The organism is Bacillus sp. FSL K6-1218, from assembly GCF_038006445.1.
Lineage (GTDB): Bacteria > Bacillota > Bacilli > Bacillales > Bacillaceae_G > Bacillus_A > Bacillus_A thuringiensis_S.
This window is the reverse complement of sequence record NZ_JBBOVE010000001.1, coordinates 1,432,564-1,458,150: the sequence shown is the minus strand read 5'-3', so window position 1 is coordinate 1,458,150 and position 25,587 is coordinate 1,432,564. Positions and strand designations below refer to the sequence as shown.

Below are 25,587 nucleotides of genomic sequence, written 5' to 3'. Positions count from 1 at the left end.
TTATTCAAAGTTTAATTTTTGAGACGTTGCCTTTACTTAACATATAATTGTTGATTAGGATAAATTAGCTCTTGCCGCAATCCATTTTTTTCTTTAATTTCCTTAAGTGTCATACTAAATTTCCGTGCAATACTAACTAAAGTATCCCCTTTTTGTACGACATATAATGATGAAGAAACAACTTCATTTCTTTGTTCACTTAAAACAAGCAATGGGTTCATCGCATTCTTTTTCGCCATCGTCCATCTTCCTTGATGAAGTTCTAGATGTAAGTGTGCACCTCGCGATTCTCCCGTGTTCCCTACTTCTCCAATTTTTTCACCTTTTGAAATATAATCTCCTTGACCCACATATCTCTTATTTAAATGTGCATATACAGCCTCATATTCTCCGTGTTTAATAAATACAACATTTCCATAACTACTTGAATAATAAGACTTTGTTACCTTACCATCTTGGATAGCTGCCACAGGCGTTCCAATCGGTGCAGCTACATCAATACCATAGTGTTTTCCATGCCTTGTCCCAAAATAATCACTTATCTGACCTTCAACAGGCCATGTCCATCGATTTTCTTCTGCATAAACATGTAATTGAGATACAAACAGTATACTCAATAACATGACTCCGCATTTTAAAACTTTCATATACATCCTCCGTTTTCTAATTACCACCATACCTTCTCTATTTTGGTATATTACAGAAAAAAGTATACAAAAAAAGAAAGTGAATTACTCCACTTCCTTCTCTTTCTTATCACGAAAAACTAATGCACTACGGTTATACTCCACATCTTTCACTTGTAATCGTGCATTTATTACTCTAGCTATCGCAAACAAATAATCAGATAATCTATTTACATACTTTAAGACAACTTCATTTATTCTCACTTCTTTTTGCAATGATACTATAGAGCGTTCCGCTCTCCTTACAACAGTACGTGCAATATGAATAGTAGCCGCCGCCTCGCTACCACCTGGCAAAATAAAGCGTTCTAATGGCGGGGCTTCTTCTATATATAAATCAATCTTTCTTTCTAAGCTTTCAACCATCTCAATTGTCACTTTATAAGGAATTTTTTGTTCCACTATTGCCAAGTCTCCTCCGCAATCAAATAGTTCATGTTGAATATTTTCGAGCTCATTGTAAATATTTCTAAAAGCCCCGCTTTGAAGCTTAGTCATTGCATATCCAATATAAGAATTTGCCTCGTCTATTGTTCCATACGCTTCCACACGGATATCGTCTTTATCAACCCTACCACCTATTACACTTGTCGTTCCTTTATCTCCTGTTTTTGTATATAATTTCATTTCTTCACAGCACCTCTCTTGTTATTCTTAATTCGACCAAGATAGAAAAAAGTTCTACTATTCTTTATTTAATTGAGTTTACAAAAAAATAAAAAACAGTAGAACTTTATTCATTATCAACTTTAAAAACACATATCTAAATTATACGATTCGGTAAATATACAGAGAATGTAGTTCCTTCTCCAACAACACTTGAAACAGAAATTTTACCATCATGACCTTGAACAATATTTTTCGCAATCGCAAGCCCGAGTCCTGTTCCACCCTTTTTACCACGTGTTCTTGCTTTATCAGCTTTATAGAAACGATCAAATAAAAATGGAATATCCTCTTCTGGAATACCTGCACCCGAATCTTGTACTTCAAAAATGAGGCCATTATTTTTCGTATCAATTACAAGCGTTACATGTCCACCCGCATTCGTATGACGAATTGCGTTATCAATCAAGTTCGTCAACACTTGTTCCATCCGATCTGCATCAAACGCATATTCTTCGATCGGATTTCGGAAATCAACTGTTAGTTCAACTTCTTTATCCTTTGCGATCCCTTGGAATTTACGACCAATTTTCTCAACAAACGGATGTATGTCCACTTCACCAATATGTAACTCTACATGACCGCTTTCCATACGAGCTAAATCTAACAATTCATTTACAAGTTTACCTAAACGAACAGATTCATCATAAATAATTTGAACAAACTCATCAATTTCCTCTTTCGTTTGCACAATATCATCTAAAATCGCTTCACTATACCCTTGCAGCATTACCATTGGTGTACGAAGTTCATGCGATACATTCGCAATAAAGTCTTGACGCATCTTTTCAAGACGACGTTCTTCCGTCATATCTCGCAGTACTGCTACAGCTCCTCGAATTTTCGTTTGATTGTAGAGCGGCGTCATAAGAACTACATAGTTCCCTTTTTGTAAATTAATTTCAACAACTTGTTGTTGTTCGCTTTCTACAACGAGATGGAATAGTTCCACAAGTTCAGAAGGTAGTTTTTTACTTAACTCTATCTCTTTTTCTTCTTGCCAAACTTGTAAGAAATGTTCGGCCGGCGGATTGATTACTACAACTTCACCTTCTTGGTTTAACGTAATAACCCCATCTGCCATACTACTCAAAATACTTGCTAACTGCTCTTTTTCTTGCTGCAAGGCGTTCATATTGAACTTCAACTGTTTTCCCATTTGATTTAAGGCCGTTGCAAGCTCACCAATCTCATCCTGAGATACCATAGGAGCCTTTGCATCAAACTTCCCACGTGACACTTCAAAAGCAACCTCACGCATTTTACGAAGCGGCGCTGTAATCCGAGTAGATAAGAAGAACGCAAAGAAAGTTGTTAATATAATCGCAATCCCAGCCGATAAGAAAATAAAATCAGTCGTTCTTTCCATACCTTGTATCGGCACTTGTAATGATTCATATACGAACACTGCACTTTGATTTTTTGATTGCACTGGTTTTCCGACGATCATAATATCATTTTCGGTGTTTTTATTCTTCCTACTATTAGACGCTTTTCTAACGTTATTTTTAATTTCTTTTTTGTCCGTAAAAACAGCAGCTAATTCTTTATCTTCTTTTAAATCATCCATTGTAAGAGTGACTAGCCCTTCTTGTTTCGGTGAAGAAGAGATTTCCTTACCATCTTCTACAATAATGATCCTTGAAAGTGGATCAGAGAATTTGTACGCGATATTCTCAATCGTTTTTACATCGGCACCTTCTTCAATTAACTCCGAAACACTTGTTGCGACTTTTTGAAGCCTAGCTTCACTCATATCAACATAATACGTTCTAAAAAACTGTGAAAGTAAAATCGCAACAAATCCAAGAACAAACGAAACGAGAAGTAATATGGTCATCCATAACTTCCCTACTACACTTCTCCAAAGCATCAGTCGTTCACAACCTCAAATTTGTAACCCACACCCCAAACAGTAACAATCATTTTCGCTGCATCTGGTGATTTTTTGCTTAACTTCTCACGTAAACGCTTTACATGTGTATCAACTGTACGTAAATCTCCGAAGAATTCATATTGCCATACTTCTTTTAACAGTTGCTCACGATCGAATACTTTATCAGGAGCTTTCGCTAAAAATAATAGTAACTCATATTCTTTCGGCGTTAAGTTTACTTCATTACCATCTGCAGTAACACGGTGTGCATCGTTATCAATTGTTAAGTGCGGGAATACAGTAACATCTTTTGTCGTTGTATCTTGTGTAAAGAATGTTGTTGGTACAGCACGACGTAATACCGCTTTCACACGTAGCACGACCTCACGTGGACTAAATGGCTTTACAATATAATCATCTGTTCCAACTTCAAATCCTTGTACTCTATTTACTTCTTCACCTTTTGCTGTCAGCATAATAATTGGTGTCGCTTTCTTCTCACGAACCCCTTTACATACTTCAATGCCATCTTTACCAGGCATCATAAGATCTAATAAGATTAAATCGTAATCATTTTGCAACGCCATTTCTAAAGCTGTATCACCATTATCTGCTTCTTCAATTGTGTATTGTTCTCTTTCTAAGTACATTTTCAATAAACGACGAATACGATCCTCATCATCTACAATTAAAATTCTTGATTCATTTTCCATCTCTACCCGCTGCGTACTCTCACCTCAGCGGTTCACACCTACCCTTCTTTACTATTATGTTGCGCTATTCTCGTTTATTTAAGCAATCTTCTAAATGTTTCACTTCCCATATTATGCTTCACAAGAATAATAAATTTTGTTCAATTTTTTTCCAAAACTATGTATTTTTTTTGAACAGTATATAATGTCCTCGACATCATTTTACAAAATCAACCGCTACTTTGTCATGTTTTTCTCAAAAAAGAAGAAAAGTTGACAAAAATAAAATAGGAAAGTGACATGCACTCTCCTATTTTATTTCTCTATGCATATGAATGTAAACCGGCAATAATTAAGTTTACTACAATAAAGTTAAACATAATAATTGCAAAACCAATTACTGCAAGCCAAGCTGATTTCTCTCCATGCCACCCTTTAGATAATCGTAAATGTAGTACTGCAGCATAAAATAGCCACGTTATAAGTGCCCAAACCTCTTTCGGATCCCAGCCCCAAAAACGCGTCCACGCTATTTGAGCCCAAATCATTGCAAAAATTAACGCTCCTAATGTGAAAACTGGGAATCCAATTGCAATAGATCGATATCCGATTTCATCTAGTAAATCACTATTCGTATTCTTTACTAACGGCTGAAGTGCCGCCGATACTCGCTTCCGTAAAACAAGTCTTAATACAATATAAAGTAATGTTCCAACTAACACTGACCAAATAACAGTATTTAATTTTTTCGCATTTACAATTGCTGGAACTTCAACTGCCGGTTCTAATTTATTTTCTGTCTGTAACTTCCCTTCATGCGGTCCTACTAAAGCTGGAAGATTGTACTTCATTTCCAGTTGTTGTTCATTTTTATCAACCCATTGAAACTTCGCTTCATATTTCATACTAGAAAATACCGTTGTTACTCCAATAAATCCAACTGTACAAACAAGTGTAAATACTACCGTCTCTAGCCAAAATGTCCGTTTACTTCTCATTGATTGATCTACATTTTTTAACAAATACATGACGCCCGTAATAAAACTAATCGCTAAAATTGCTTGTCCTGCTGCTGCAGTCGTCACGTGAATATGTAACCAGTTACTTTTTAAAGATGGAATAAGCGGAGATATTTCCCTCGGAAACATACTTGCATAGGCAATTAATAAAAGCGCAACTGGTAATGCAAATAGTCCAATTATACTTACGCGGTACATAAAATACATTACAATAAATGCTCCTACAAGCATCATGCCGAAAAATGTACCGAATTCAAAAAAGTTACTAACTGGCGCATGTCCTGATGCAATCCACCTTGTAACAAAATATACTGTTTGTGCTATAAACCCTAAAATTGTAATTGTTATTCCTACATTTGCCCATTTATGACCCTTTTCTTTAATGGCTCCACCAAAAAATAGAGTCGCAATTAAATATAAAATAAATGCGGTAAAGAGAAAGTTACTACTTATTTGCACCATATCGTTTCCCCACCTTAACTAATTTTTTTATCGATTACTTTATCATTTGGCTGTGGAATTGCTGTACCTTCTATTACTCTTTCAATATCTTTCTTTAAACCAAACCAATTTTTATTCGTATGCCCTGCAATCCACCATTCATCATTAACACGTTGTATCCAAATACGGCGATGATTCCAATACATACCTTGAATGACACCAACCATAAATATAAACCCTCCAATACCGAGAATCCAAAGCGTTAAATCTTTTCTTACAGTAAGTGCTGTTGCATTTTGCATTTCAACACCTGCAAACGACATTTTATATTTGTTGTTTCCATCAGGTTCTATATTTTGCTGAATACCAACAAAACTCACTTCACCATCTGGTGTTTCAGGTGTAAACATTTTAAATACAAATGCAGGATTGTTCGGTAATTTCGTTTTTGTATTTGGTTTTCCATTCTCATCAAAATAAAAATCAGGAAAATAGCTTAATAGTTCTAGAGAATAACCATTTCCTAAATCATATTTTTCCTTAGGATTCGTTAAATCTACTTTAATCGGTCCCCATTTTTGATTATTTTCTTTATTTTGCAAGTTGAAGGACATACTTTTAAATTCACTTTCTTTATAATCCACTTGATACACTGCAAATTGATCAAATTTCAGTGGTTCATTCACTCGAATTTCTGCTTCTTTTACTTTTTCTAATTTCGGTTTTTGTCCTGCAATATTTTCTCCTACCGCTTTATATAATACGGCATTCGTTTGGAAGTTTTTCGCAATCATTTTATCGCCTACACGATCAATCGCTTCCTCAAAAACTTCCTTGTCCTTACTTTTATCATAAACTTCTTTTATAAATTTCTCGTTTTTTAAGTAGTATTGCCCATCCGTCCCTGGTATTTCTTTCGTTTCACCGTCACGTAACCAAAGTGCTTCGTCTACGTACATACTCGGTAAAAAACGAAGCATCGCACCGAATAAAAAGATAATAAGACCGATATGATTTACATATGGACCCCAACGCGAGAAGCGTCCCTTTTCTGCTAAAACGTTTCCGTCTTCTACTTTCACGTTATAGTTTCTTTTCTTTAAACTCTTTTGCACTCTTTCCAGGTCACCATCTTGCGGTGTACCAGTCCCATATAATCTCTGTCTCTTTAAAAAGCTAGGATGTCTTTTTACGCCTTGCTTTTTTAAAGCTTTATAAAGTGGAATAACGCGGTCTAAACTACATATCACAAGTGAAATACCGATAGAAGCAATCAAAATCATATACCACCATGAACCGTATAAATTATTAAATCCTAATTGATAGTATAATTGTCCTAAAAATCCGTATTCTTGTTTATAATATTCAGCTGGTGCAATCCCTGGAGTTATGTACATTTCTTGCGGAAAAATAGTTCCTATCGCTGATGCAGCTAAAGTTATTACGATTAGCCATACCCCCACTTTTACAGAAGAGAAAAAGCTCCAAATTTTATCGACTATCGTTTTTGTTTGCGTGAGAGATCTCCGTGCACTCCCCTCATAGCGCATATCCAATAGTTTTGCATTTTCATTGCTTTCAAATGGTTTCCCGCAAGCTTCACAAAAAACGGTTCCTATCGGGTTAACATGTCCACATTCACATTTAATTTCTTTCAACACTCTCACCGCCCCTGTATCTATATGTACTATTGTATATTCTAACCTCAAGTTACCGCAATACTCAGAATTTTTAAATCAGAGGCACTATAGACACGCACCTCTTATGTAAAGGCTTTCTTTATTACGGAGTAATTTTCTTTAAATACCCTTCTAACTGTTCTTTCGTTTGTTCACCTATAATTTGCTCCACTACTTTTCCATCTTTATCAATCAAAAAGCTTGTCGGTAATGGACCTACTCCATATGTCCCTATAATCTTCTGTCCTTTATCAATGGCAACTGGGAATTTCAAACCATATTGGTTCACAAAGTTCTTTACTGCAATATCCGTTTCATCTGCATCTAACGCTATGATTTCAACGCCTTTTTCTTTATACTTTGGATATAATTCATTCATATAAGGCATTTCTTTTTCACAAGGTTTACACCACGTGCCCCAAAAGTTTAAAAATACTCCTTTTCCCTTTAAATCTTTTAGTTCAATTTTCTTCCCTTCTAAATCCGTCACAACAAAGTTAGGTGCTTCTTTTCCGATTTGCATTTTCTCTTTATTAGCAAAGAATCCTTGATAAAGGGTAAACCCTACAGCACCGCATAAAATGAGTAGAATAATAACGCGAAATAATAAGCGATTTTTCTTCATATTACCTCTCCTCTCCTCGGTAAATGTTATGTATTATCTTCTGTAAATGTTGTATTGAATAAATCACCAGCAGAGCACTCCACTGGTGAATTTTTAACTCTATAGCTTATCTTGGCTTTGTAGAAGCAAGCGCGCGTAATTGTTTCACCTCATGTGGTGTCAATTCTCTCGCATCACCAGGTCGCAGGCTTCCTACTTCTAAGAAAGCATAACGTTCACGTTTTAATTTCACCACTTTACAATCTAACGCTTCAAACATACGACGTACTTGACGGTTACGTCCTTCATGAATTGTTAATTGTACAATAGCCATTTCTTTACGCTTGTCCCAAGAAATAATTTTCACATGTGCTGGTGCTGTTTTACCGTCTTCTAGTGCAACACCGCGTTCTAACATGCGAATTTTCTCACCTGTTAATGGGCCTTTTATTTTTGCAACATACGTTTTTTCAACTTTATATTTAGGATGCATTAATATATTTGCGAAGTCCCCGTCGTTTGTCATTAATAATACTCCTGACGTATCATAATCTAGACGTCCGATTGGGAATAAACGTTGTGTAATTTCAGGGAAAAAGTCTGTTACAACACTTCTACCTTTATCATCTGATACACTTGAAATTACACCAGTTGGTTTATATAGTAAAAAATAAACAGGTTCTTCTTTTTCAAGAGGGATGTTATTTACTTCTACTTTATCTTGAGGAGTTACTTTTGTTCCTAACTCTTTCACTATTTTTCCGTTAACTTTCACTTTTCCTTGCTGAATTAATTCCTCAGCCTTTCTTCTCGATGCAATACCTGCTTGCGCAATCACTTTTTGTAATCGTTCCATTTCTTTTTTTCACCTCGAATTTATCTTACCTTACATTAGAAAGACTTGGCAACCGCATACGCTTTACGGTTATTCGCTCCATCTCACTTAAACAACATAGCGATGATATTAAACATATAAAGGTCAAATCATGTTTTTATCCTTTATTATTGTCCATATTTTTCATATTTCTCACAATAAAAGTTCATCATTTTGTCAAAAATACCACATAAAAAAACCACTATTAAGCTACACCTTAATAGTGGTCGTATACGTATTATACGCGAAATAGCATAAAAAATGAATAGCTTTACTGAAACAATAGGGAAACAAAGACAATCGAGCAAATAATTCCGATTAAATCTGCAAAAAGCCCTACTTTTAATGCATCTCCCATTTTTCTAATACCAACAGCTCCAAAGTATACTGTTAAAATATAAAAAGTCGTATCTGTACTCCCTTGCATCGTAGAAGCTAATCTCCCAATGAATGAGTCTGGCCCATATGTGGCAATTAAATCAGTCGTAATACTTAGACCAGCAGAACCAGAAATAGGGCGTATTAGTGCTAATGGAACGATTTCTGCTGGAACATGAATTAAATCTAACATTGGCTTCATTACTGATATCATTGCATCTAGCGCACCTGACGATCGGAATATAGAAATAGACACAAGCATTCCAACCATAAATGGTAAAATGGAAATTGCAATTTGAATCCCTTCTTTTCCTCCCTCAACGAACGATTCATACGTCGGCACTTTCTTTATCGTGCCATATAAAAGGATAAAACCAATTACACAAGGGATTACCCATAAGGATATTGCATTTACAATACTCATTTTTTCCGCCCCTTTCTACTCCTTCTTCGGTAAAAATAGCGGTCAATCCAAATTGCTCCAATCATAGAAAGTACTTGTGCAATAAATGTTACCCCAACAATTTCAGTAGGATTGGCTGATTCATACGTCATTCGAATTGAAATGACTGTCGTAGGGATTAATGTAATAGCTGATGTATTTAATGCTAGAAACGTCACCATAGAACGGCTCGCCGAATCCTTTCCTCCATTTAACTCTTTTAGTTGTTCCATCGCTTTAATACCAAGAGGGGTTGCTGCATTACCTAGACCAAAAAAGTTTGCCATCATATTTGATAGAATAAATCCCATGGACGGATGATCCTTTGGTATTTCTGGAAACAACCTTTTTACTATCGGCATAAAAAGTGAAACTAATTTTTTTAACAATCCGGCTTCCTCTGCAATTTTCATTAAACCAAGCCAAAATACTAAAACACTAATAAGTCCTATACAAATCGTTACTGCATCTTTTGCTCCGTCAAATACAGCTTTATTCACTTCTTCCATCGTTCCATTTATCATGGCGTATACAATCCCAATGACAGCCATCGCTACCCATACGAGATTAACCATCGTTCCCAACACCTATCATGTAAGAAAAAATTTCTTTCACATTATTCCAGTAAAGTCCTGTTGTAGCTACTAACTTCCGTTTACTATAAAATAAATTCCGTTCTCCAACTTTCTCATTGCCAACATAAACATCTGTCTTTCCAACCTTTACTCCATCCTCAAGCGCTATACTTTTATCCAGTTCAACTTTTAATAACACGTTCTTTCTTTCCTCTTCAGTTAACGGCACTGAAAAACTATTTTTCGTATAAACATGGTTGGCATACTTCTTTTCATTTATTTCAGCAATTGCTCCTTGTCCCAAAACTTTCGTTTGCTTGAAACGTTCAAATCCTTTGTCAAAGAGATTCATATGATCATCCCAATCACTAGAAGCACTCAAAGTTACGACAATTAAGTCTAATCCATCTTTTGATGCAGTTGTAACAAGCGTTCTCCCAGCTTTCTTCGTAAAGCCTGTTTTTCCTCCTGTTGCAAATTCATAATAAGACGTTACCAGCTTATGTTTATTTTTCCACGGATAATCCCAAGAATCGGATTTATACGTTTTTGTTCCAAAGATTTTCTTAAATGACTCGTTTCCCATTGCATATTTCGTTAATAACGCCATATCGTAAGCCGACGAATAATGTGATCCATCTCCATCTAAGCCATGAGGGTTTGAGAAGTGCGTGTCTTTCATTCCAATTTCTTTCGCTTTTTCATTCATTAAATATACGAATCCATCTATACTCCCACCCACACTTTCAGCAATTACTTGCGCTGCGTCATTACCAGATCTAAGCATGAGTCCGTATACTAAATCTTCTAACTTCACTTTTTGTCCAGGCTTTAAATAGATTGCCGATCCTTCCACCCTCACCGCTTCATTACTAACTGACACCATTTCTTTCATCTTCCCTGATTCAGCAGCTAACAAGGCGGTCATAATTTTTGTTATACTAGCAATTTTTTGAGGCTCATGTTCTGCTTTTCCGTATAATACACGACCAGACTGTTGCTCCATTAATACAGCATTTCGAGCACTAACATTGCTGTTCATCTTTGCATATGTAGGAATCGGCATAACGCTTGCATACATAATAAGAAGCGTAATAATTACACAAATTCGTCTCATATTTCCCCCCACGTCCTTTTGGCACTTTTTGTACAAGTGTATGCTTGGCCTTTTAAAATATGAACGAAATCTTCCTTCTGCTTCCATTAAAAAAGACGCAGAGAATTTGCGCCTAATATGGTGTCCATTCAATTTGTTTCGCAGTTTCAAACCTTTTTTCTACATCAGGCCAATTTACAACATTCCACCAATTTTTAATATATTCATCTTTTCGATTTTGGTATTGTAAATAATACGCATGTTCCCAGACATCTAGTACAAGGAGTGGTATCGTATCCCATTGTGTAAATAATTGATGAAGTGTACTTTGCAAAATTTCTAACCTTCCAGACCGGGGCACCCAAACGAGAATCGCCCAGCCTGAACCTTCTACTTTAGAGGCCGCTTCTGTAAAATGTTTTTGGAAACGTAAAAAGCTCCCAAAATCTTGTTCGATTTGTTGTGAAAAAGCACCTCTTGGACTTCCACCACCGTCTTTTTTCATGTTATTCCAAAATATCGTGTGTAAGTAATGACCTGACCCATGAAAAGCCGCTTCTCTTTCCCAATGCTTAATTAAATCAAATTGATTTGTTTTTCTCGCTTCTTCCATCATCTTCTCTGCTTTATTTAACCCTTCCACGTAACTCCGATGATGTTTATCATGGTGTAACATCATAATTTCTTTAGAAATATACGGTTCTAACGCATTATACGGATAAGGTAATGGCGGGAGTGTATGTCCTCCAATTGGAACAGCTCGTTCGCTATCCCCTCTTTCATATAATTCATATTCCTCTTCTTCTTGCATAAATACTTCCTGCAAATGATGCTGAATATGTTCTACATCATCGCTTATTTCATACATAAACTCTGCATCTGTTTCATACTCATGCTCTTTCATACGCTCTAACAACGTCTGAATTTTATAAGCAAGCATATGGACATCATACACTTCCATTGCGCGGCTATCTAATACGTGAAGAACACTTTCACACCAATTTTCTACTTCATGAAAGTAATCTGTAAATACACCTTGCTGATTCATGTCGCACCTCCCTAATGCTATCCACTTAACTATATTCAATGAAAATCCCTTATATAACTGTACAAAAGGAAAAGAAGCTAAGTCACCTTAGCTTCTTTTCCTCAATCAATATTTGTGTAACATCTTTGTCTGATAATCCGTCTCATAATATTCTAGTTCTTCACGCATCAATTGAAATTTACCTTCTAAACTCTTCATCACTTGCTCCAAAGATGCAGGTGGTGTTTGTTGAAAAACGATAGAATTTTTCCCTGTATATGCAGACCGACTATTTTCATACCAATAATCACTCTTCGGTGAAAAAAACTCTGCAATTACTTGATGGTAAATCTTATATAAAATTTTTTCAGCTGCTGTTTTTCGAAATGGCTGACTATTCAACAAAACAAAACATGCATCATGTCCTTCTTCGCAAAAAACGAGAAGTCGTCTCATTGATGCTAATAACCCTTTATAATATTGCTCATTCCCTGCTGGTGTTTCCTCTAATAAAGAAGGCAACGTATGATAATTTACATAATCGGTTATCAAATTAATAGCATCTTCTAAAAATATAGAAACTTGTTCTGTTTGATTTTCAACCATCAAATTAGACATTTTCTCTCTCTCCTTTGCCATTTCACGCTATTTCTACTCTTTTATTTTTATGTAATTCAGCCAATATTTCTTGTACTTTCGACACCGTTCCCTCATCAAAATATTGTTGAAATTCTTCCATATTATTTAAATACAAACGTTTTTGCGCACGAAGTTCCCTATCCTTCACTAAACAACATATCGCTACAATATCGCGCAAATATATGTTTTGTTCTTCTACTTTATACACTGGATTTCCTTCAAAAGGAGTAATTTCTTGTAAAACTTCTTCAAAATATCGAACGTATAAAACCGAAAAAGTTTTCTCTTTATCATTTAATATATATGTCACTTCAGATCTGTTAAAAAAATCTTCTGATGTATTAGGTTTCGCTTTTTCTAACTCATATCCTACATAACCTTTTATAATCATATACTCCCCCTCCACCTTATTCTAACTTAATTTTCTGATAAACAAAATATTCTTTTAAATATACCTATATAAAAAATAGCTCCCCTATACAGGAATTTACCTTTTTATTTTTCTTGAAGTTTGTCATAATAATATTATTGTCTCAGTTTTCTTATACAAGGAGAGTTGTATTTATGTCGTTTTCATGGAAACGTTTCTTACAAATCGGGAAAATTATCTTCCCATTTGTTGTATTAACAATTGTATTCTTTCAAGCAAAAAAAGAATTAGCAGGCATTTCTTTTTTAGAAGCGATTGATACAATTAAAAACATTCCAACTGGAGGAGTCTTTTTAGCAATTACACTTGGTGCATTCGCTGTATCAACAATGTTCTTTTATGACTATGTTATGCTTCGTTACTTAAAAGCTGATATCCCTGTCCAAAAGATTTTCCGTATCTCGTGGATTGCTAATACTTTAAACGGATTTATCGGGTTTGGTGGTCTAGTTGGAGCCGGCGTACGCACAATGCTTTATCGTCCATACATAAAAGAAAATGGAAAACTTATTAAAAGTATCGCTTGGATGACAACTGCCTTTATTAATGGATTAGCCATTCTTTCATTTCTTGGTCTTATCGGAATATTAGACACGAGATTTATTTTGCATGAAAAACCATGGCTATGGCCTGTTCTTATCTTCTTTGCTCTTTTCGTCCCTATATATATCGGATTTTCTAAATTAAAAAATAGAAAAGCGATGCAAACAGAGGGACAAGAAGAAGAGGAGAAAAACCCAACTGTTTTATACTCATTAGTTTCATTAGTCGAATGGGTATCTGCTGGTATTGTTATGTACGTCATATTACTATTATTTGGCATTGAAATCGAATTCCAAAAGTTTTTAGGCGTATATGTCATTGCTGCTTTAGCTGGTGTCGTTAGTCTTGTTCCTGGTGGCCTTGGATCATTTGATCTTGTCTTCTTAACTGGGCTTGGGCAATACGGCATCGATACAGGTGTTTTACTTCCTGCTATGTTATTATATCGTCTCGTCTATTACATCTTACCATTCTGCCTTGGTCTCATTTTTGCAGCTTTTGAAATGACAGGAGTAGCCATTAAAAAGTTTGAAGATAAACCCTTTATTGCGCCTGCATTAGAGACAACTGGTGTTATATGGACTTTGCAGCGTGACTTTCTAGGAAAGTTAGGTTCTTGGGCATCTGCTGCTTTAACAGTATTTGCTGGCTTAATGGTTATTTTATCAACTATTCTACCGACAAGTATAAATCGGGCACACGCCTTACATATTCTAGCTCCAAAACATCTTATTCAATTTTCTTTTAGCTTATCGCTAACATTCGGTATTCTCCTCCTCATTCTTTCACGAGGGATATATTACGGAACAAAACGTTCTTATTATATGACGATTGTTTCTTTAATTGGAGCGGCTATTTTTAATACACTAAAAGGAATTGATGTTGAAGAAACTTTTATTTTATTAATCGTACTCGCTGTATTGTATATGCTTCGTAAAAGGTTTGTACGTGAGAAAATGGAAGTCTCACTTTCCGATATCGTAAAAGTTTTTATATTCCTACTTGTAACGTTATATTTATATAAAAACTTAGGTATTTTATTTGCAGGTGCAAAAGAAGCTTTCAAACCTGATTTTGTCGTTCGTAATATTACACAAGTGAAACGAAGTGCATTAGCAGCTGCCTTTTTTGTTCCTACTTTTTTACTAATTGGTTCACTCATTGCAAATCGTTATCGAAATGAATTTCCCGGGCAACCAGCTAATGATAAAAGATTACAAAACTTCTTAGATGAACATGGTGGAAATGTACTTAGTCATTTAGGTTTTTTAGGAGATAAACAGTTCTTTTTCAGTAGTGATGGAAAAGCACTCATTCTCTTCTCAATAACTGGAAAACGACTTATTGTACTAGGTGATCCAATCGGGGACCCTTCCTCCTATCGTACTGTATTGCAAGAGTTTTTAGCTGAGGCTGATCGATTTGGATACATTTGTGTATTCTACCAAATTGAAAGTAAATGGATGAGTTTATATCACGATTTTGGTTATAACTTCTTTAAGCTCGGTGAAGAAGCTGTTGTTGATTTAAATACATTTACAATAACAGGAAAGAAACGCGCTGGGATGCGAGCTACTTTCAACCGTTTTGAAAGAGAAGGCTATACATTCTCTATTCATGAGCCACCTTTCTCAGACGAATTATATGAAGAGTTAAGAAAAGTTTCGGATGCATGGCTTGGTGGAAAAAAAGAGAAAGGTTTTTCACTCGGATACTTCGATCGTGAATATATTAGTCGCGCTCCTATTGCAACATTATCTGATGCGGATGGAAAAATTATTGCATTCACAACATTCATGCCCGTATATCAAAACGGATCATTATCTGTCGATTTAATGCGATATTATCCAGATGCGCCTAGCGGCATTATGGACGCAATTTTCATCCACTTATTCCAATGGGCAAAAGAAAATGAATACCACTCCTTTAATATTGGTATGGCACCACTTTCAAATGTTGGTTTATCCACACAGTCTTTCTGGTCTGAAAGAGTGGCTGCTGCAATCTTTAATAACGTTCGTTATACGTATAGTTTCAGCGGATTACGGCATTTTAAAGAAAAATATAAACCAGCATGGAGCGGTAAATATTTAGCATTTAGGAAGAATCATTCTTTACCAATTACAATGCTCTCTGTAACAAAATTAATAGGAAAAAGAAAAAACAGCTAAATTCTTAGCTGTTTTTTCTTTTTTGAACTTGTACAATAAATTCTTTTTCATATTTCTTACCATTTATATAGAAATTCCCCCACATTTTATACGTACCCTCGGCAGGAAATGTAATCCGGTATTGTAATTGCTCATCCGTATCCACAGGCATAGCGTATAAAAAGTTCTCCTTCGTTTCATCAACGATATAAAGTGACTCTACTTCTCCTCTCTCTGAATGTAATTTCAATTTTTCACCCTTTTTCGCTTGAAACTGAAATGTTAACGTAACTGGTTCATTCGGATGTAATGCGCCAAATAAAAGAGAAACTTCATACTCTCCTATTTTTTTTGTAAGTACACTGTCGATTGGAAATTTCACTTTTTTCTTATTGTTCTCCTCTTTCGTTCTACCAAAATCTTTCCTAGCGAATGACTCTACGGACTTATTTTTATCTTCGTATAAAAATATTGTATATTCTTCGTCTTTCGCTATTTTGGAAGATAACTTATATGACCCGTTCCCTGCAAATGTAGGTTTAATTTGTTGTATGTGTTTTAACTGTCCATCTACAATCACTGCCCGAATTTGATCATTTACACCACGAATTTCATTATTCTTTTTGTTTAACAACTGAAATATAATATCTACTTTCTCATTTCCCTTTCCAGTTGACACATCCCACTTTACTTCCTGAACATCTCCTACAGTCTCTTCGTTTTCTTGATATTTTTTTATGTAAAATCCTCCTGCCACAATAAGTACTAACGCAATAAGCCCAATGACAAGGTTTTTCAAAACATCACCTACCATTTTTATTGTCTCTGTTCATATAAAACTTCTTAAGCTATATATTCTAGATTATGATTTATGAAATCCTCCTATTTTGCACATATTACAAATAATAAAAAGATTTTAATTGAAAGGATTCGTAGTGTATAATGCAAATGATATTGATTTCTATCAATACATTATAAGGAGGACTTTTCATGAGTGTACATATCGAAGCAAAACAAGGCGAAATCGCTGAATCTATTCTATTACCAGGTGATCCATTACGTGCAAAATATATCGCTGAAACATTTCTAGAGGATGTTACTTGCTATAATAACGTACGTGGTATGTTAGGTTTTACTGGAACTTATAAAGGAAAACGTGTATCTGTTCAAGGTACAGGTATGGGTGTTCCTTCTATTTCTATTTATGTAAACGAATTAATCCAAAGCTACGGAGTTAAAAATTTAATTCGCGTTGGCACTTGCGGTGCAATTCAAAAAGATGTAAAAGTTCGTGATGTTATTATCGCAATGACGGCTTGTACTGATTCTAATATGAACCGTTTAACATTCCCAGGATTTGATTTCGCACCAGCTGCAAACTTTGATCTTTTAAAGAAAGCTTACGATGCTGGAACTGAAAAAGGATTACACGTTCGTGTCGGTAACGTTTTAACAGCAGATGTGTTTTATCGCGAAAGCATGGACATGGTTAAAAAACTTGGAGATTACGGTGTATTAGCAGTAGAAATGGAAACAACTGCTCTTTATACATTAGCAGCGAAATACGGTGTAAATGCATTATCTGTATTAACAGTTAGCGATCACATCTTCACTGGCGAAGAAACAACATCTGAAGAGCGTCAAACTACATTTAACGAAATGATTGAAATCGCTTTAGATGCAGCAATTCAACAATAATACACTAAAGAACTTGTCATACGTCTGGCGAGTTCTTTTTATGTGACTTTTTATAAATAACTATTTTATAAAGAGACAGATTTCTCCCCTCTACTTTATTGAAACGTTTGTTATAATAAAGTGAAACTTTAATCAGTGGGTTTTTTTTCCATCCTCCACTGATTATTAGTTGAACCAATCAGGCTTTTACGGACAGTTGATCTCCCACCTAACTCCCTTGTATTCGCCGAATTTTGAAGTGGGAGTCTTATTGCCTGTTAAAGCGGGATAAAGAAATCATTTACAGTATTTCTCATAAGAGGTGACGCAGTGAAAAACAGAAGTATCGTCTTTAAACTATTTTTATTAACATCAACTTTATTTACAATCATATTCCTACTTTTTTTCCTAGGACAATCTCTATTTTTAGAGAAATTTTATATTAATAAAAAAGTAAAAACAGTTCAAACTGCTTTTGAAAAATTCGTAGATAATTATGACAAAAGTGATAAAAGTTATGAGAAAGTTAGGAAACTAAAACAAGAATTTCATGATAAAACAAATGCCGATATGCAGTTTTTGGATTCTAACGGTATTATTAAAAGTGATAACAATTACTATATCGATGTATTTAATCCCAATAATAATAAACAGTATTCCATTCCACTCAATAACCTTTTAACACCAGAAGAATATAATAAATTCGAAAATTTAGGTTTAAAAAAAGATGTAATAATTAATGTTGATGGAGTCGTACAAGAGAATAATATAATTACACCACAAAAATTAGGAACGAATTATAATCAATGGCAAAACGAACATTTCTATTCGGATTTTCAGTCAATTAATGGTAATCCTTCTAAGAATAGACTTGCAAGCCGCTACAAATCTACAACTCGCATCGTCTTTACAGGTGTTATAACTAAGTTACAGCTCCCATCAAAAGCTGAGGTTCGTCTTGCAAATGATATTGAAACATTACAAGCCGTTCAATATTTTGCAGATATTATTAGAGATGGCACTTCTAACTCGAACCAATTAAACACTTTCATATTAGATGGCGGCGAAAATATAAAAAATAGTATCTTTGTAAAGCCGATTATAGAAAACGGAAAGATTACAGAATATGCTTTTGCGATAGCATCTTTACAACCCGTTAATGAAGCGATGCTAGTTTTAAAAGACTATTATGTTTATGCCTTAATCATCGTGTTTCTCGTTATTATTTTATTATCCTTCTACTACTCAAAAATCATTGTTAAGCCATTAATTAAAATGAATCGTGTTACAAAAAAAATGGCTAATTTTGATTTCAGCGAGAAATTACCTGTTACAGCCGACGATGAAATTGGTGGGCTTTCCGGCAGTATCAATACATTATCTGTAAATTTAAAAGATCGAATCGATCGATTAAATGTTGCCAATACAAAGTTACAACAAGACATTGAACGTGAACGTCAATTAGAGAAAACAAGAAAAGAATTCATTTCTGGCGTATCACACGAATTAAAAACACCACTGAGTGTAATTAGAAGTTTTGCAGAAGGTATTAAAGATGGTGTTAGTAAGGATACTTCGTATTATACTGATGTTATTTTAGAAGAAACAGAAAATATGAACAGGCTGATTGTTGAAATGTTAGAATTAGCAAAGTTAGAATCTGGTACTTACAAACTAGATATGACGACGTTCTCAATTGGTGAATTAACGCAACAAGTCTATACAAAATTATTATTTAGCATGGAAGAAAAGCATCTACAAGTGAACGTCGATGCAGACCCTTCTATACTTGTTAAAGCAAATCGTAGCCGTATTGAGCAAGTAGTTGTGAACTTACTAAGTAATGCAATCCGCTATACGCCGGATGGAGAAAAAATACAAGTCTCCATTATAGAAGCAGAAGATACCGTAAAAATCGAAATCGAAAATACAGGAAACCCTATCCCTGAAGAAAGTCTTGAAAAAATTTGGGATCGCTTCTATCGCCTGGATGCATCACGTAGCCGTCACACCGGAGGTACCGGTCTCGGATTATCTATTGTAAAAAACATTCTAGACCTCCATCATGCCGAGTACGGTGTGTATAATACGACTAACAGTGTTGTATTCTATTTCAATTTACAAAAAGTAAAAGAAGTCAAATAATTTGTCTTAATTTCACTAGGAGTTCACATGAAATTCACACTCTCCCTTTATAGTAAGAAACAAGTTAATCCTTTCCTTTACACATATAAAAGAGGAGAGTGCGTGAAATGAAACAAGCAGGACAACCTATTCAAAATGAAAAACAATTAGAAACTATCAAAAATATACTTTTACAATCTTCGAAACGTGATGGCTTATTATTCGTATTAGCTGTAAATTCTGGCTTAAAAGTAAGTGAAATCTTACAATTAAAAGTTAGTGATGTAATCGATGAAAATGAAAATGTTCGCCATTCCATTTTATTTTACAATGAAAAAGTGAAGAAACATAAATGGTTTGCTGTAAATGAAGACTTACAGCACGCAATCGAAGACTACATGAAAGAACGTAAAACTTGGAAACGTAATGAACCATTGTTAAAATCTCAAAAAGGAACAAAATCTATTACGAGACAACATGCATGGTACATTTTAAACAAAGCTGCAAAAGAAGTTGGATTAGAAGGGATTAGCTCACATACACTTCGAAAAACTTGGGGTTATTGTGCATACAAATCAGGTGTTGATATTGCATTTTTACAACACTTCTTTGATCACAGTACTCCATCAAAAACTTTAAAGTATATCGGTATTGCTTAATAACTCTTATACATAAAAAAGGTTACCATTTGAAAATTTGGTAACCTTTTTTATATTTCACATTCTCTTTTCTTGTCTCTCCTATACTGTAGTGGTACTCTAATAATAAGGGGGAGAAATTATGAACACACTTACAATTGAATTACCAAAAGAAACGGCTGAAAAACTTGATTTATTAAAACAAGCTTACGAAAAGAAAACAGGTGCTTCTATCTCTGAGAGCACTCTCGTGCAAACACTTATCTCAAAAGAATTTATCCAGGCGATAACTCCTTTTGATTTACAACAATTCGTCAACGGAAAAGAACAGCATTAATGCTGTTCTTTTTCAGAGTGTTGGGAAACCCTTTAGGGTTCCCCACACTCTGGAATCATTTTGATTTTAGCGAATAAAAACAACATAAAATAATAGAGTTTCAAAAAAATAGCCCTCCACCAGACCTTTTTTGGTCAGATGGAGGGCTATTTTTTTCATGTTTTGACAAGTTGCGGTGAGATAAGCCTGCATTTGGACAGACTTCAGCCCCCGAAATCGAGCATATCGATAGCCATGTAGTTCTTTGGCATCCGCAAAGCTTCGCTCTATAGTTGAACAGCGTACTTTGTACAACTTTTTCCCTGTAACTGTTAGTTTGTTTTTTCTAGCGATATCCTTATATTTCTCCCATATATGATGAGTGATAACTTTTTGTTTTTGTTTCTTTGAAAAACATACCTCACGTAGCGGACAAACAGCGCAGTCTTCTGGGTTGGATTTATAGTGACGATATCCTTCACGATCCGTTGTCGCATACTCTAAAATACACCCCATCGGACAAGCAAATGCATTCATTTCTTCTACATATTTAAATTGGCTTTTTGGTACTTCTTTATTTCGTTTTCCAAATCGGCGATACCCCATCACCATAAATATATTTCTCTCCGATAATTTCTTACAGATATACCCTGTAAAATAGCCTGCATCAAGAGCTACAGCTTCCACTTTAAATCCGAATTTATCAATTTGAGCTTGTAGACGCGCTAAATATGGCTCGGAATCTGCCATATTTCCAGCCGTTACATAAGTATCTGTAATAATATTGTACTTCGCATCAGTCGTACGATGGTCTAAGAAATGAAAACCGTTCGGTTTTCCATCTCTCATTAAAAATCCACTATCTGGATCCGTAGTACTTATACGAGTTTTTTTAGTGGGAGTATCACTTTCCTTTCTGGGTTTTAATTCTTTTTTTCGTGTACCTCACGATCTTCAATTACCGCAACTTCTAATTCATCTATATAAAACTTTGCCTTTTCTTTTTTATATTTATGTACAAACTTATTTTTATTAGCATTGGCCTTAATGTGCGTAGAATCTGTCATCAGCGCACGTCCTCCCACCATCCGGTGCTCTGTCGCTTGCCTCACGATCTCATCAAAAATTTCTTCGAAAATATTTGTATGAATAAAGCGAGTACGACGATTCCAACTGATTGTAGAATGATCCGGAATAGTATCTGATAGAGAAAACCCTAAAAACCAACGGTAGGCGATATTCGTTTTAATCTCTTTTTCCAATTGACGCTCCGAACGAATACCGTAAAAATATCCAATAAACATCATTTTAAATAAAACGATAGGATGGATTGACGGACGTCCATTGTTTTCACAGTAATAAGGGCGTAACTTCTCTTCAATAAAATCAAAACTAATTGTCGCTTCGATCGCACGAAGGAAATGATCTTGTGGAACCAACTCTTCTACAGAAACAGATACACGTTCATCACGATGATTTTTTAAAGCACCCATCATAAAAAATCTCTCCTTTACCTCTTTTTATCAGTGTTGACACATAAAAAGAGGTTCAGACACAAAAACAGACTTTCTCCACAGCCTGGAAAAGAACAGCATTAATGCTGTTCTTTTTTTATCTCTATTTAAAATATACAAAGTTTTTTATATATTTTTAGAAAAACCATTGACAATGATAATGATAACCATTATCATTTATTATGAAGCCAACAATTGATGAATCAACCAAACGCTCAGTAACATTGTTACCCCTCTTTTTCATATAGAAAGGCACTGTACATTCCCCCTGTTTGTACAGTGCCTTTCTTGTTTATTATCATTCAAAAAAATTTAATTGCTCCGGCTTCGGCTCACCATATGTAATGTTCATCATTTTCATAAGCTGTTTCGCATTATCTGCTGCATCCCCACCTGAATTGTTGTTAAACAGTACGTATATATCCTTTGTTTTCTTTTTTAATTGCTCTAGTCGTTCAACCCATTCTCCCAGTTCTTTATTGTTGTAGCGATATAAACAACGGACCGCTCTCCAATTTTCCCCTTTATCAAGCCAACCATGAACATTTCGACCGTGAAAACGTATTAATGCCATGTTTGAATTCGTAACCTCTAATACGAGTGGCACAGAACCTATCCCAGCCTGTGGTTCATCACAAATTGTATGAACCCATTCCTCCTGTTCTAGAAACTGTAACGTCTTATCTCTCATTTCTGGATAAAACCATGTTTGATTTCGAAATTCTATTGCACATGGTAAACCTTCCATTTTTTCTTTCGTATATCGAAGAAAATCTACATTTTTCTTTTTGCAATCAAACCATGGTGGATATTGAAATAAAATTGTTTTTAATTTATTAGCTTCTATTAAAGGAAGAATAGACTGCTTATACACATCAAACATCTCATCAAACGTAGAAAAAGGAATTTCCCCTTTCATATGTCCTGTCATTCCTTGATACGCTTTTACGACAAAAGAAAAATCTTTCGGCGTTTCCATTGCCCATTTTATATAATTTCGTGCAGGTTGCATCGCGTAAAATGAACTATCCACTTCCACAATAGGAAAATACTCACTATATGTTCGTAATTTATTTCTATTTTCATAGGAATCTATGTATAAAGAATCATGATCTCCCCATCCTGTCACTCCAATGAACAGCACATATATTCCTCCCTTTTTAACTTTATCTTCTATTCACTCCCCAAACACTTTGGCTAATCAATTTCATTAAGTAGCCCTTTCTTTAAGAGTATCCTTATTAAAATATGATATACTATATGGAAGAATTTTTAAAATGAGGGGTTATTTATTTATGCTTCCAAACGATGCTACTGTATCTCATGAAAAACGAATTGAAGAACTAGAAAATAAAGTGCGTTTTTATGAAGAACTTGTAAATCAATTACCACATCATTTCACATACAAAAATCCACATATTGGTTTACAAATAAAGAAAACTAGAACAACTCATTCCATTCAAGAAATACCAAAAGAGAATAAAGAGGCTCATTTTCAACTTACTTGTGATTCATTATTTTTATTTGAACAACTTGAAAAACACTTTGTACATATTTTTGATGCCTTTTCACATCATGTAACCTTTGTCGATAGTAAAGGGAATATTACTTTATGTAATCAAGTTGCCGCAGATGATTTCGGTGTAATACGAAATGATATTATCGGAAAACCGATTCAACAATTACTAAACTTGCCGGAAGAAAAAATTAAAGCGATTGAAACATTAAGAACGGGAACAGAAATATATAATGAAGAAGTTTTAGACAAAAACTATGGCATTATAAACAACCGAATTATTCGCGATTATAACGGGGAGATTTTTAGGGTTATTAGTGTCTTTCATTATTTAAACACAGAGCGTGATGCAGAGAAGTTTTCGTTAGCAGGACGAATCGCAGCCGGAATTGCACACGAGGTACGAAACCCTCTTACGACAGTACGAGGATACTTACAATTTTTACAAGAAAGTGTTTCTCCATCAAATAAAGAGTTATTTAAAAGCTTACTTATCCCTGAATTAGATCGTGCAAATAGTATTATCACAAAATTTTTAGCCATTTCAAAAACACGTGAATTTACAAGAGAACCGTTTCCTATTAATACATTTTTATGCGACTATATTCAACAGTTACTAGCTAGTGAAGTCTTCTTGCATAACATTTCAATTGATTATAACTTTTCTAATGAATTAGATGATATTTTAGTCAATATTGATCGACATGAACTTGTTCAAGTATTTTTAAACCTATTTCAAAATGCCGTCGATGCTCAAGGCGAAAAGCCTCTTTCTATTCAAATCACTAGTTATCGCCTAGATAACTTCGTTCGGATTACTTTCACAGACAATGGAGTTGGTATTCCTCTAGCTATTCAAGAATATATCTTTGATCCATTCTTCTCAACGAAGGATTCGGGGACAGGACTAGGCTTATCAGTAACAAAAAAAATCATCCAAAATCATAACGGTACGCTCAAAATGACTAGTGCTCCAGACGGTACAACCTTCACTATTTCTATTCCGATTTTACCTAAAGTAAATCGTGAAGCAATTAACTTATAAAATGATAATGCTGTCCTATTAACTCCCTTTAATTGTTAAGCACACTCTAACAATTAAAGGGAGTTTTTTATGCTAATTTGATCTCTTTAAAACATATAGATTTTTCTCTACTTCTTTATTGTTCGTGTTAGGTAGGTAAACTTCTTATTTTTTGAGAAATAGTAGTTTGTCCATCACGAATTTAATTTAAATTTCATTTTAATATATAGTAACGACTATTTATTCTATGAAAGAAAGGAATGAAAAGATAAACAACAAAAATAAAGGGAAAGTATTTTATGGTAATGATTGTTGCGAAGTAAGAGCTTGTAGTTATATCAACATCTCTAAGTCCGAACTTAAATAATTTGTTAGACTTCTTCAAGCTCTCGGCCAAGCTATTCAAGCTGTCTTAGTTCAATATGGATCTGGTTCCTAGGTGGAGGCGCTACTGGACCAGCGGGTACTCCGATTCCGGTAATTATAGCTGCAATAGGAAACTCCAATGCTCAAACAATATCACCTGGAATGAATATCCAATTCAATCGAGTTTTTGAAATAAATAATATTAATTTTAATGACACTACAGATACTTTAACAGTTTTAGAAACAGGCGTATATGATATTAGTTTCTCGGCATCTACAACTTTCCCAGGCCCTTCACCGTTTGGATTCGATATTTCATTCAATGGCCAACCACCTACTCGTAATTTTTCAACTAATGTTATCGGTAGTGCTGTTTCTTTCTCTACAATCGTTACTTTACAAGCTGGTACAACGATTTCTGTACAACCTACAGCAAATACTATTTCTATTCCTAACACGGGCGATACAACTGCGACACTATCTGTCTTCCGAATTTACTAACCACAATTTCCGATAATATTTTGGGAGGACTAAACACATTTATAAGTAATAGGTGTGATTTTGATTGTCTATTAAATCTCTCTTTTAATAAAAA

The 25,587-nt window shown here is 34.8% G+C and carries 23 protein-coding genes and 1 pseudogene; 7 read left to right on the top strand and 17 right to left on the bottom strand.

The window, feature by feature from the left end; genetic code table 11:
- Nucleotides 1-32 precede the first annotated feature (32 nt).
- The 14 genes from MHI26_RS07635 to MHI26_RS07570 all read right to left on the bottom strand — a co-directional run bounded on the left by MHI26_RS07635 (nucleotide 33) and on the right by MHI26_RS07570 (nucleotide 13,085).
- The gene (locus MHI26_RS07635; protein ID WP_000866114.1) at nucleotides 33-647 is read right to left on the bottom strand and encodes a peptidoglycan DD-metalloendopeptidase family protein; all 615 of its coding nucleotides are present in this window, start codon (nucleotides 645-647) and stop codon (nucleotides 33-35) included.
- 84 nt (nucleotides 648-731) lie between these two features.
- On the bottom strand, nucleotides 732-1,313 hold the full coding sequence (locus MHI26_RS07630) for a cob(I)yrinic acid a,c-diamide adenosyltransferase (RefSeq protein WP_061666891.1): 582 nt from the start codon (nucleotides 1,311-1,313) through the stop codon (nucleotides 732-734).
- A gap of 136 nt (nucleotides 1,314-1,449) precedes the next feature.
- Nucleotides 1,450-3,225: a sensor histidine kinase ResE gene (gene resE / locus MHI26_RS07625; protein WP_097820774.1), complete on the bottom strand. Its 1,776-nt coding sequence runs from the start codon at nucleotides 3,223-3,225 to the stop codon at nucleotides 1,450-1,452.
- On the bottom strand, nucleotides 3,225-3,941 hold the full coding sequence (gene resD / locus MHI26_RS07620; RefSeq protein WP_000426861.1) for a DNA-binding response regulator ResD: 717 nt from the start codon (nucleotides 3,939-3,941) through the stop codon (nucleotides 3,225-3,227). Before resD ends, resE begins: the two co-directional genes overlap by 1 nt.
- A gap of 302 nt (nucleotides 3,942-4,243) precedes the next feature.
- Nucleotides 4,244-5,401, bottom strand: a complete 1,158-nt coding sequence (gene resC, locus MHI26_RS07615; protein WP_061666892.1) for a cytochrome c biogenesis protein ResC — start codon at nucleotides 5,399-5,401, stop codon at nucleotides 4,244-4,246.
- 14 nt (nucleotides 5,402-5,415) lie between these two features.
- A complete protein-coding gene (resB, locus tag MHI26_RS07610; RefSeq protein WP_061666893.1) occupies nucleotides 5,416-7,041 on the bottom strand; it encodes a cytochrome c biogenesis protein ResB in 1,626 nt (541 codons plus the stop codon).
- Nucleotides 7,042-7,162: 121 nt separating this feature from the next.
- Complete coding sequence (gene resA, locus MHI26_RS07605) at nucleotides 7,163-7,684, bottom strand: thiol-disulfide oxidoreductase ResA (RefSeq protein WP_000742194.1); 522 nt, start codon at nucleotides 7,682-7,684, stop codon at nucleotides 7,163-7,165.
- Between the two features lie 106 nt (nucleotides 7,685-7,790).
- On the bottom strand, nucleotides 7,791-8,519 hold the full coding sequence (gene rluB / locus MHI26_RS07600; protein WP_000440553.1) for a 23S rRNA pseudouridine(2605) synthase RluB: 729 nt from the start codon (nucleotides 8,517-8,519) through the stop codon (nucleotides 7,791-7,793).
- Nucleotides 8,520-8,808: 289 nt separating this feature from the next.
- Nucleotides 8,809-9,339 carry a spore maturation protein SpmB gene (spmB, locus tag MHI26_RS07595; RefSeq protein ID WP_000029480.1) on the bottom strand — a complete coding sequence of 177 codons (531 nt, stop codon included), beginning with the start codon at nucleotides 9,337-9,339 and terminating at the stop codon, nucleotides 8,809-8,811.
- Nucleotides 9,336-9,932 (bottom strand): spore maturation protein SpmA, encoded by a 597-nt coding sequence (gene spmA, locus MHI26_RS07590; protein ID WP_000247810.1) that lies wholly within the window; start codon nucleotides 9,930-9,932, stop codon nucleotides 9,336-9,338. The genes spmB and spmA overlap by 4 nt, the downstream gene beginning before the upstream one ends.
- Nucleotides 9,925-11,049 (bottom strand): D-alanyl-D-alanine carboxypeptidase family protein, encoded by a 1,125-nt coding sequence (locus MHI26_RS07585; protein ID WP_001252624.1) that lies wholly within the window; start codon nucleotides 11,047-11,049, stop codon nucleotides 9,925-9,927. The genes spmA and MHI26_RS07585 overlap by 8 nt, the downstream gene beginning before the upstream one ends.
- Before the next feature lie 112 nt (nucleotides 11,050-11,161).
- Nucleotides 11,162-12,076: a superoxide dismutase gene (locus MHI26_RS07580; RefSeq protein WP_001075742.1), complete on the bottom strand. Its 915-nt coding sequence runs from the start codon at nucleotides 12,074-12,076 to the stop codon at nucleotides 11,162-11,164.
- A gap of 105 nt (nucleotides 12,077-12,181) precedes the next feature.
- A complete protein-coding gene (locus MHI26_RS07575) occupies nucleotides 12,182-12,673 on the bottom strand; it encodes a YpuI family protein (RefSeq protein ID WP_000067553.1) in 492 nt (163 codons plus the stop codon).
- A 22-nt stretch (nucleotides 12,674-12,695) separates the two neighbouring features.
- A complete protein-coding gene (locus tag MHI26_RS07570; RefSeq protein WP_000584361.1) occupies nucleotides 12,696-13,085 on the bottom strand; it encodes a hypothetical protein in 390 nt (129 codons plus the stop codon).
- Nucleotides 13,086-13,258: 173 nt separating this feature from the next.
- Between MHI26_RS07570 and mprF the strand changes: the two genes are divergently transcribed.
- A complete protein-coding gene (gene mprF / locus MHI26_RS07565; protein WP_061666894.1) occupies nucleotides 13,259-15,838 on the top strand; it encodes a bifunctional lysylphosphatidylglycerol flippase/synthetase MprF in 2,580 nt (859 codons plus the stop codon).
- Between the two features lie 4 nt (nucleotides 15,839-15,842).
- Here the strand turns inward: mprF and MHI26_RS07560 are convergent, their stop codons facing one another.
- Nucleotides 15,843-16,631, bottom strand: coding sequence for a hypothetical protein (locus MHI26_RS07560; protein WP_061666895.1), 789 nt, complete (start codon nucleotides 16,629-16,631; stop codon nucleotides 15,843-15,845).
- Nucleotides 16,632-16,807: 176 nt separating this feature from the next.
- Between MHI26_RS07560 and deoD the strand changes: the two genes are divergently transcribed.
- The 4 genes from deoD (at nucleotide 16,808) to MHI26_RS07540 (ending at nucleotide 20,593) form a co-directional block, all read left to right on the top strand.
- Nucleotides 16,808-17,515, top strand: coding sequence for a purine-nucleoside phosphorylase (gene deoD / locus MHI26_RS07555; protein WP_000110707.1), 708 nt, complete (start codon nucleotides 16,808-16,810; stop codon nucleotides 17,513-17,515).
- 309 nt (nucleotides 17,516-17,824) lie between these two features.
- Nucleotides 17,825-19,639, top strand: coding sequence for a sensor histidine kinase (locus MHI26_RS07550; RefSeq protein WP_000797506.1), 1,815 nt, complete (start codon nucleotides 17,825-17,827; stop codon nucleotides 19,637-19,639).
- 107 nt (nucleotides 19,640-19,746) lie between these two features.
- Nucleotides 19,747-20,277, top strand: coding sequence for a tyrosine-type recombinase/integrase (locus tag MHI26_RS07545; RefSeq protein ID WP_000806236.1), 531 nt, complete (start codon nucleotides 19,747-19,749; stop codon nucleotides 20,275-20,277).
- 121 nt (nucleotides 20,278-20,398) lie between these two features.
- Nucleotides 20,399-20,593 (top strand): DUF3924 domain-containing protein, encoded by a 195-nt coding sequence (locus tag MHI26_RS07540; RefSeq protein WP_001094860.1) that lies wholly within the window; start codon nucleotides 20,399-20,401, stop codon nucleotides 20,591-20,593.
- A gap of 66 nt (nucleotides 20,594-20,659) precedes the next feature.
- Here the strand turns inward: MHI26_RS07540 and MHI26_RS07535 are convergent.
- Both MHI26_RS07535 and MHI26_RS07530 read right to left on the bottom strand, forming a co-directional pair.
- Nucleotides 20,660-22,068 (bottom strand): IS1182 family transposase gene (locus MHI26_RS07535; protein WP_340808698.1). Its coding sequence is split into 2 segments (ribosomal slippage): nucleotides 20,660-21,510 and nucleotides 21,510-22,068, totalling 1,410 coding nucleotides; the frame shifts between segments, so codons are not numbered across the junction.
- 316 nt (nucleotides 22,069-22,384) lie between these two features.
- Nucleotides 22,385-23,230, bottom strand: a complete 846-nt coding sequence (locus tag MHI26_RS07530; RefSeq protein ID WP_061666709.1) for a DUF72 domain-containing protein — start codon at nucleotides 23,228-23,230, stop codon at nucleotides 22,385-22,387.
- Nucleotides 23,231-23,381: 151 nt separating this feature from the next.
- Here MHI26_RS07530 and MHI26_RS07525 point away from each other — a divergent pair, with 151 nt between their 5' ends.
- Both MHI26_RS07525 and MHI26_RS07520 read left to right on the top strand, forming a co-directional pair.
- Entirely contained in the window at nucleotides 23,382-24,647 is a 1,266-nt protein-coding gene (locus MHI26_RS07525) for an ATP-binding protein (protein ID WP_061666710.1), read from the top strand.
- Nucleotides 24,648-24,873: 226 nt separating this feature from the next.
- A pseudogene (locus MHI26_RS07520) lies at nucleotides 24,874-25,493 on the top strand (Gly-Xaa-Xaa repeat protein).
- Nucleotides 25,494-25,587: the final 94 nt, after the last annotated feature.

Excerpts from the sequence above, each read along its gene's own strand:
- mprF (WP_061666894.1), top strand. The coding sequence starts at position 13,259 with ATGTCGTTTTCATGGAAACGTTTCTTACAAATCGGGAAAATTATCTTC.
- MHI26_RS07540 (WP_001094860.1), top strand. The coding sequence starts at position 20,399 with ATGAACACACTTACAATTGAATTACCAAAAGAAACGGCTGAAAAACTT.
- spmA (WP_000247810.1), bottom strand. The coding sequence starts at position 9,932 with ATGGTTAATCTCGTATGGGTAGCGATGGCTGTCATTGGGATTGTATAC.
- rluB (WP_000440553.1), bottom strand. The coding sequence starts at position 8,519 with ATGGAACGATTACAAAAAGTGATTGCGCAAGCAGGTATTGCATCGAGA.
- MHI26_RS07525 (WP_061666710.1), top strand. The coding sequence starts at position 23,382 with ATGCTTCCAAACGATGCTACTGTATCTCATGAAAAACGAATTGAAGAA.
- MHI26_RS07580 (WP_001075742.1), bottom strand. The coding sequence starts at position 12,076 with ATGAATCAGCAAGGTGTATTTACAGATTACTTTCATGAAGTAGAAAAT.
- MHI26_RS07545 (WP_000806236.1), top strand. The coding sequence starts at position 19,747 with ATGAAACAAGCAGGACAACCTATTCAAAATGAAAAACAATTAGAAACT.
- resE (WP_097820774.1), bottom strand. The coding sequence starts at position 3,225 with ATGCTTTGGAGAAGTGTAGTAGGGAAGTTATGGATGACCATATTACTT.
- deoD (WP_000110707.1), top strand. The coding sequence starts at position 16,808 with ATGAGTGTACATATCGAAGCAAAACAAGGCGAAATCGCTGAATCTATT.
- resD (WP_000426861.1), bottom strand. The coding sequence starts at position 3,941 with ATGGAAAATGAATCAAGAATTTTAATTGTAGATGATGAGGATCGTATT.
- spmB (WP_000029480.1), bottom strand. The coding sequence starts at position 9,339 with ATGAGTATTGTAAATGCAATATCCTTATGGGTAATCCCTTGTGTAATT.
- MHI26_RS07560 (WP_061666895.1), bottom strand. The coding sequence starts at position 16,631 with ATGGTAGGTGATGTTTTGAAAAACCTTGTCATTGGGCTTATTGCGTTA.
- MHI26_RS07575 (WP_000067553.1), bottom strand. The coding sequence starts at position 12,673 with ATGTCTAATTTGATGGTTGAAAATCAAACAGAACAAGTTTCTATATTT.
- MHI26_RS07570 (WP_000584361.1), bottom strand. The coding sequence starts at position 13,085 with ATGATTATAAAAGGTTATGTAGGATATGAGTTAGAAAAAGCGAAACCT.
- MHI26_RS07630 (WP_061666891.1), bottom strand. The coding sequence starts at position 1,313 with ATGAAATTATATACAAAAACAGGAGATAAAGGAACGACAAGTGTAATA.
- MHI26_RS07585 (WP_001252624.1), bottom strand. The coding sequence starts at position 11,049 with ATGAGACGAATTTGTGTAATTATTACGCTTCTTATTATGTATGCAAGC.
- MHI26_RS07635 (WP_000866114.1), bottom strand. The coding sequence starts at position 647 with ATGAAAGTTTTAAAATGCGGAGTCATGTTATTGAGTATACTGTTTGTA.
- resA (WP_000742194.1), bottom strand. The coding sequence starts at position 7,684 with ATGAAGAAAAATCGCTTATTATTTCGCGTTATTATTCTACTCATTTTA.
- resC (WP_061666892.1), bottom strand. The coding sequence starts at position 5,401 with ATGGTGCAAATAAGTAGTAACTTTCTCTTTACCGCATTTATTTTATAT.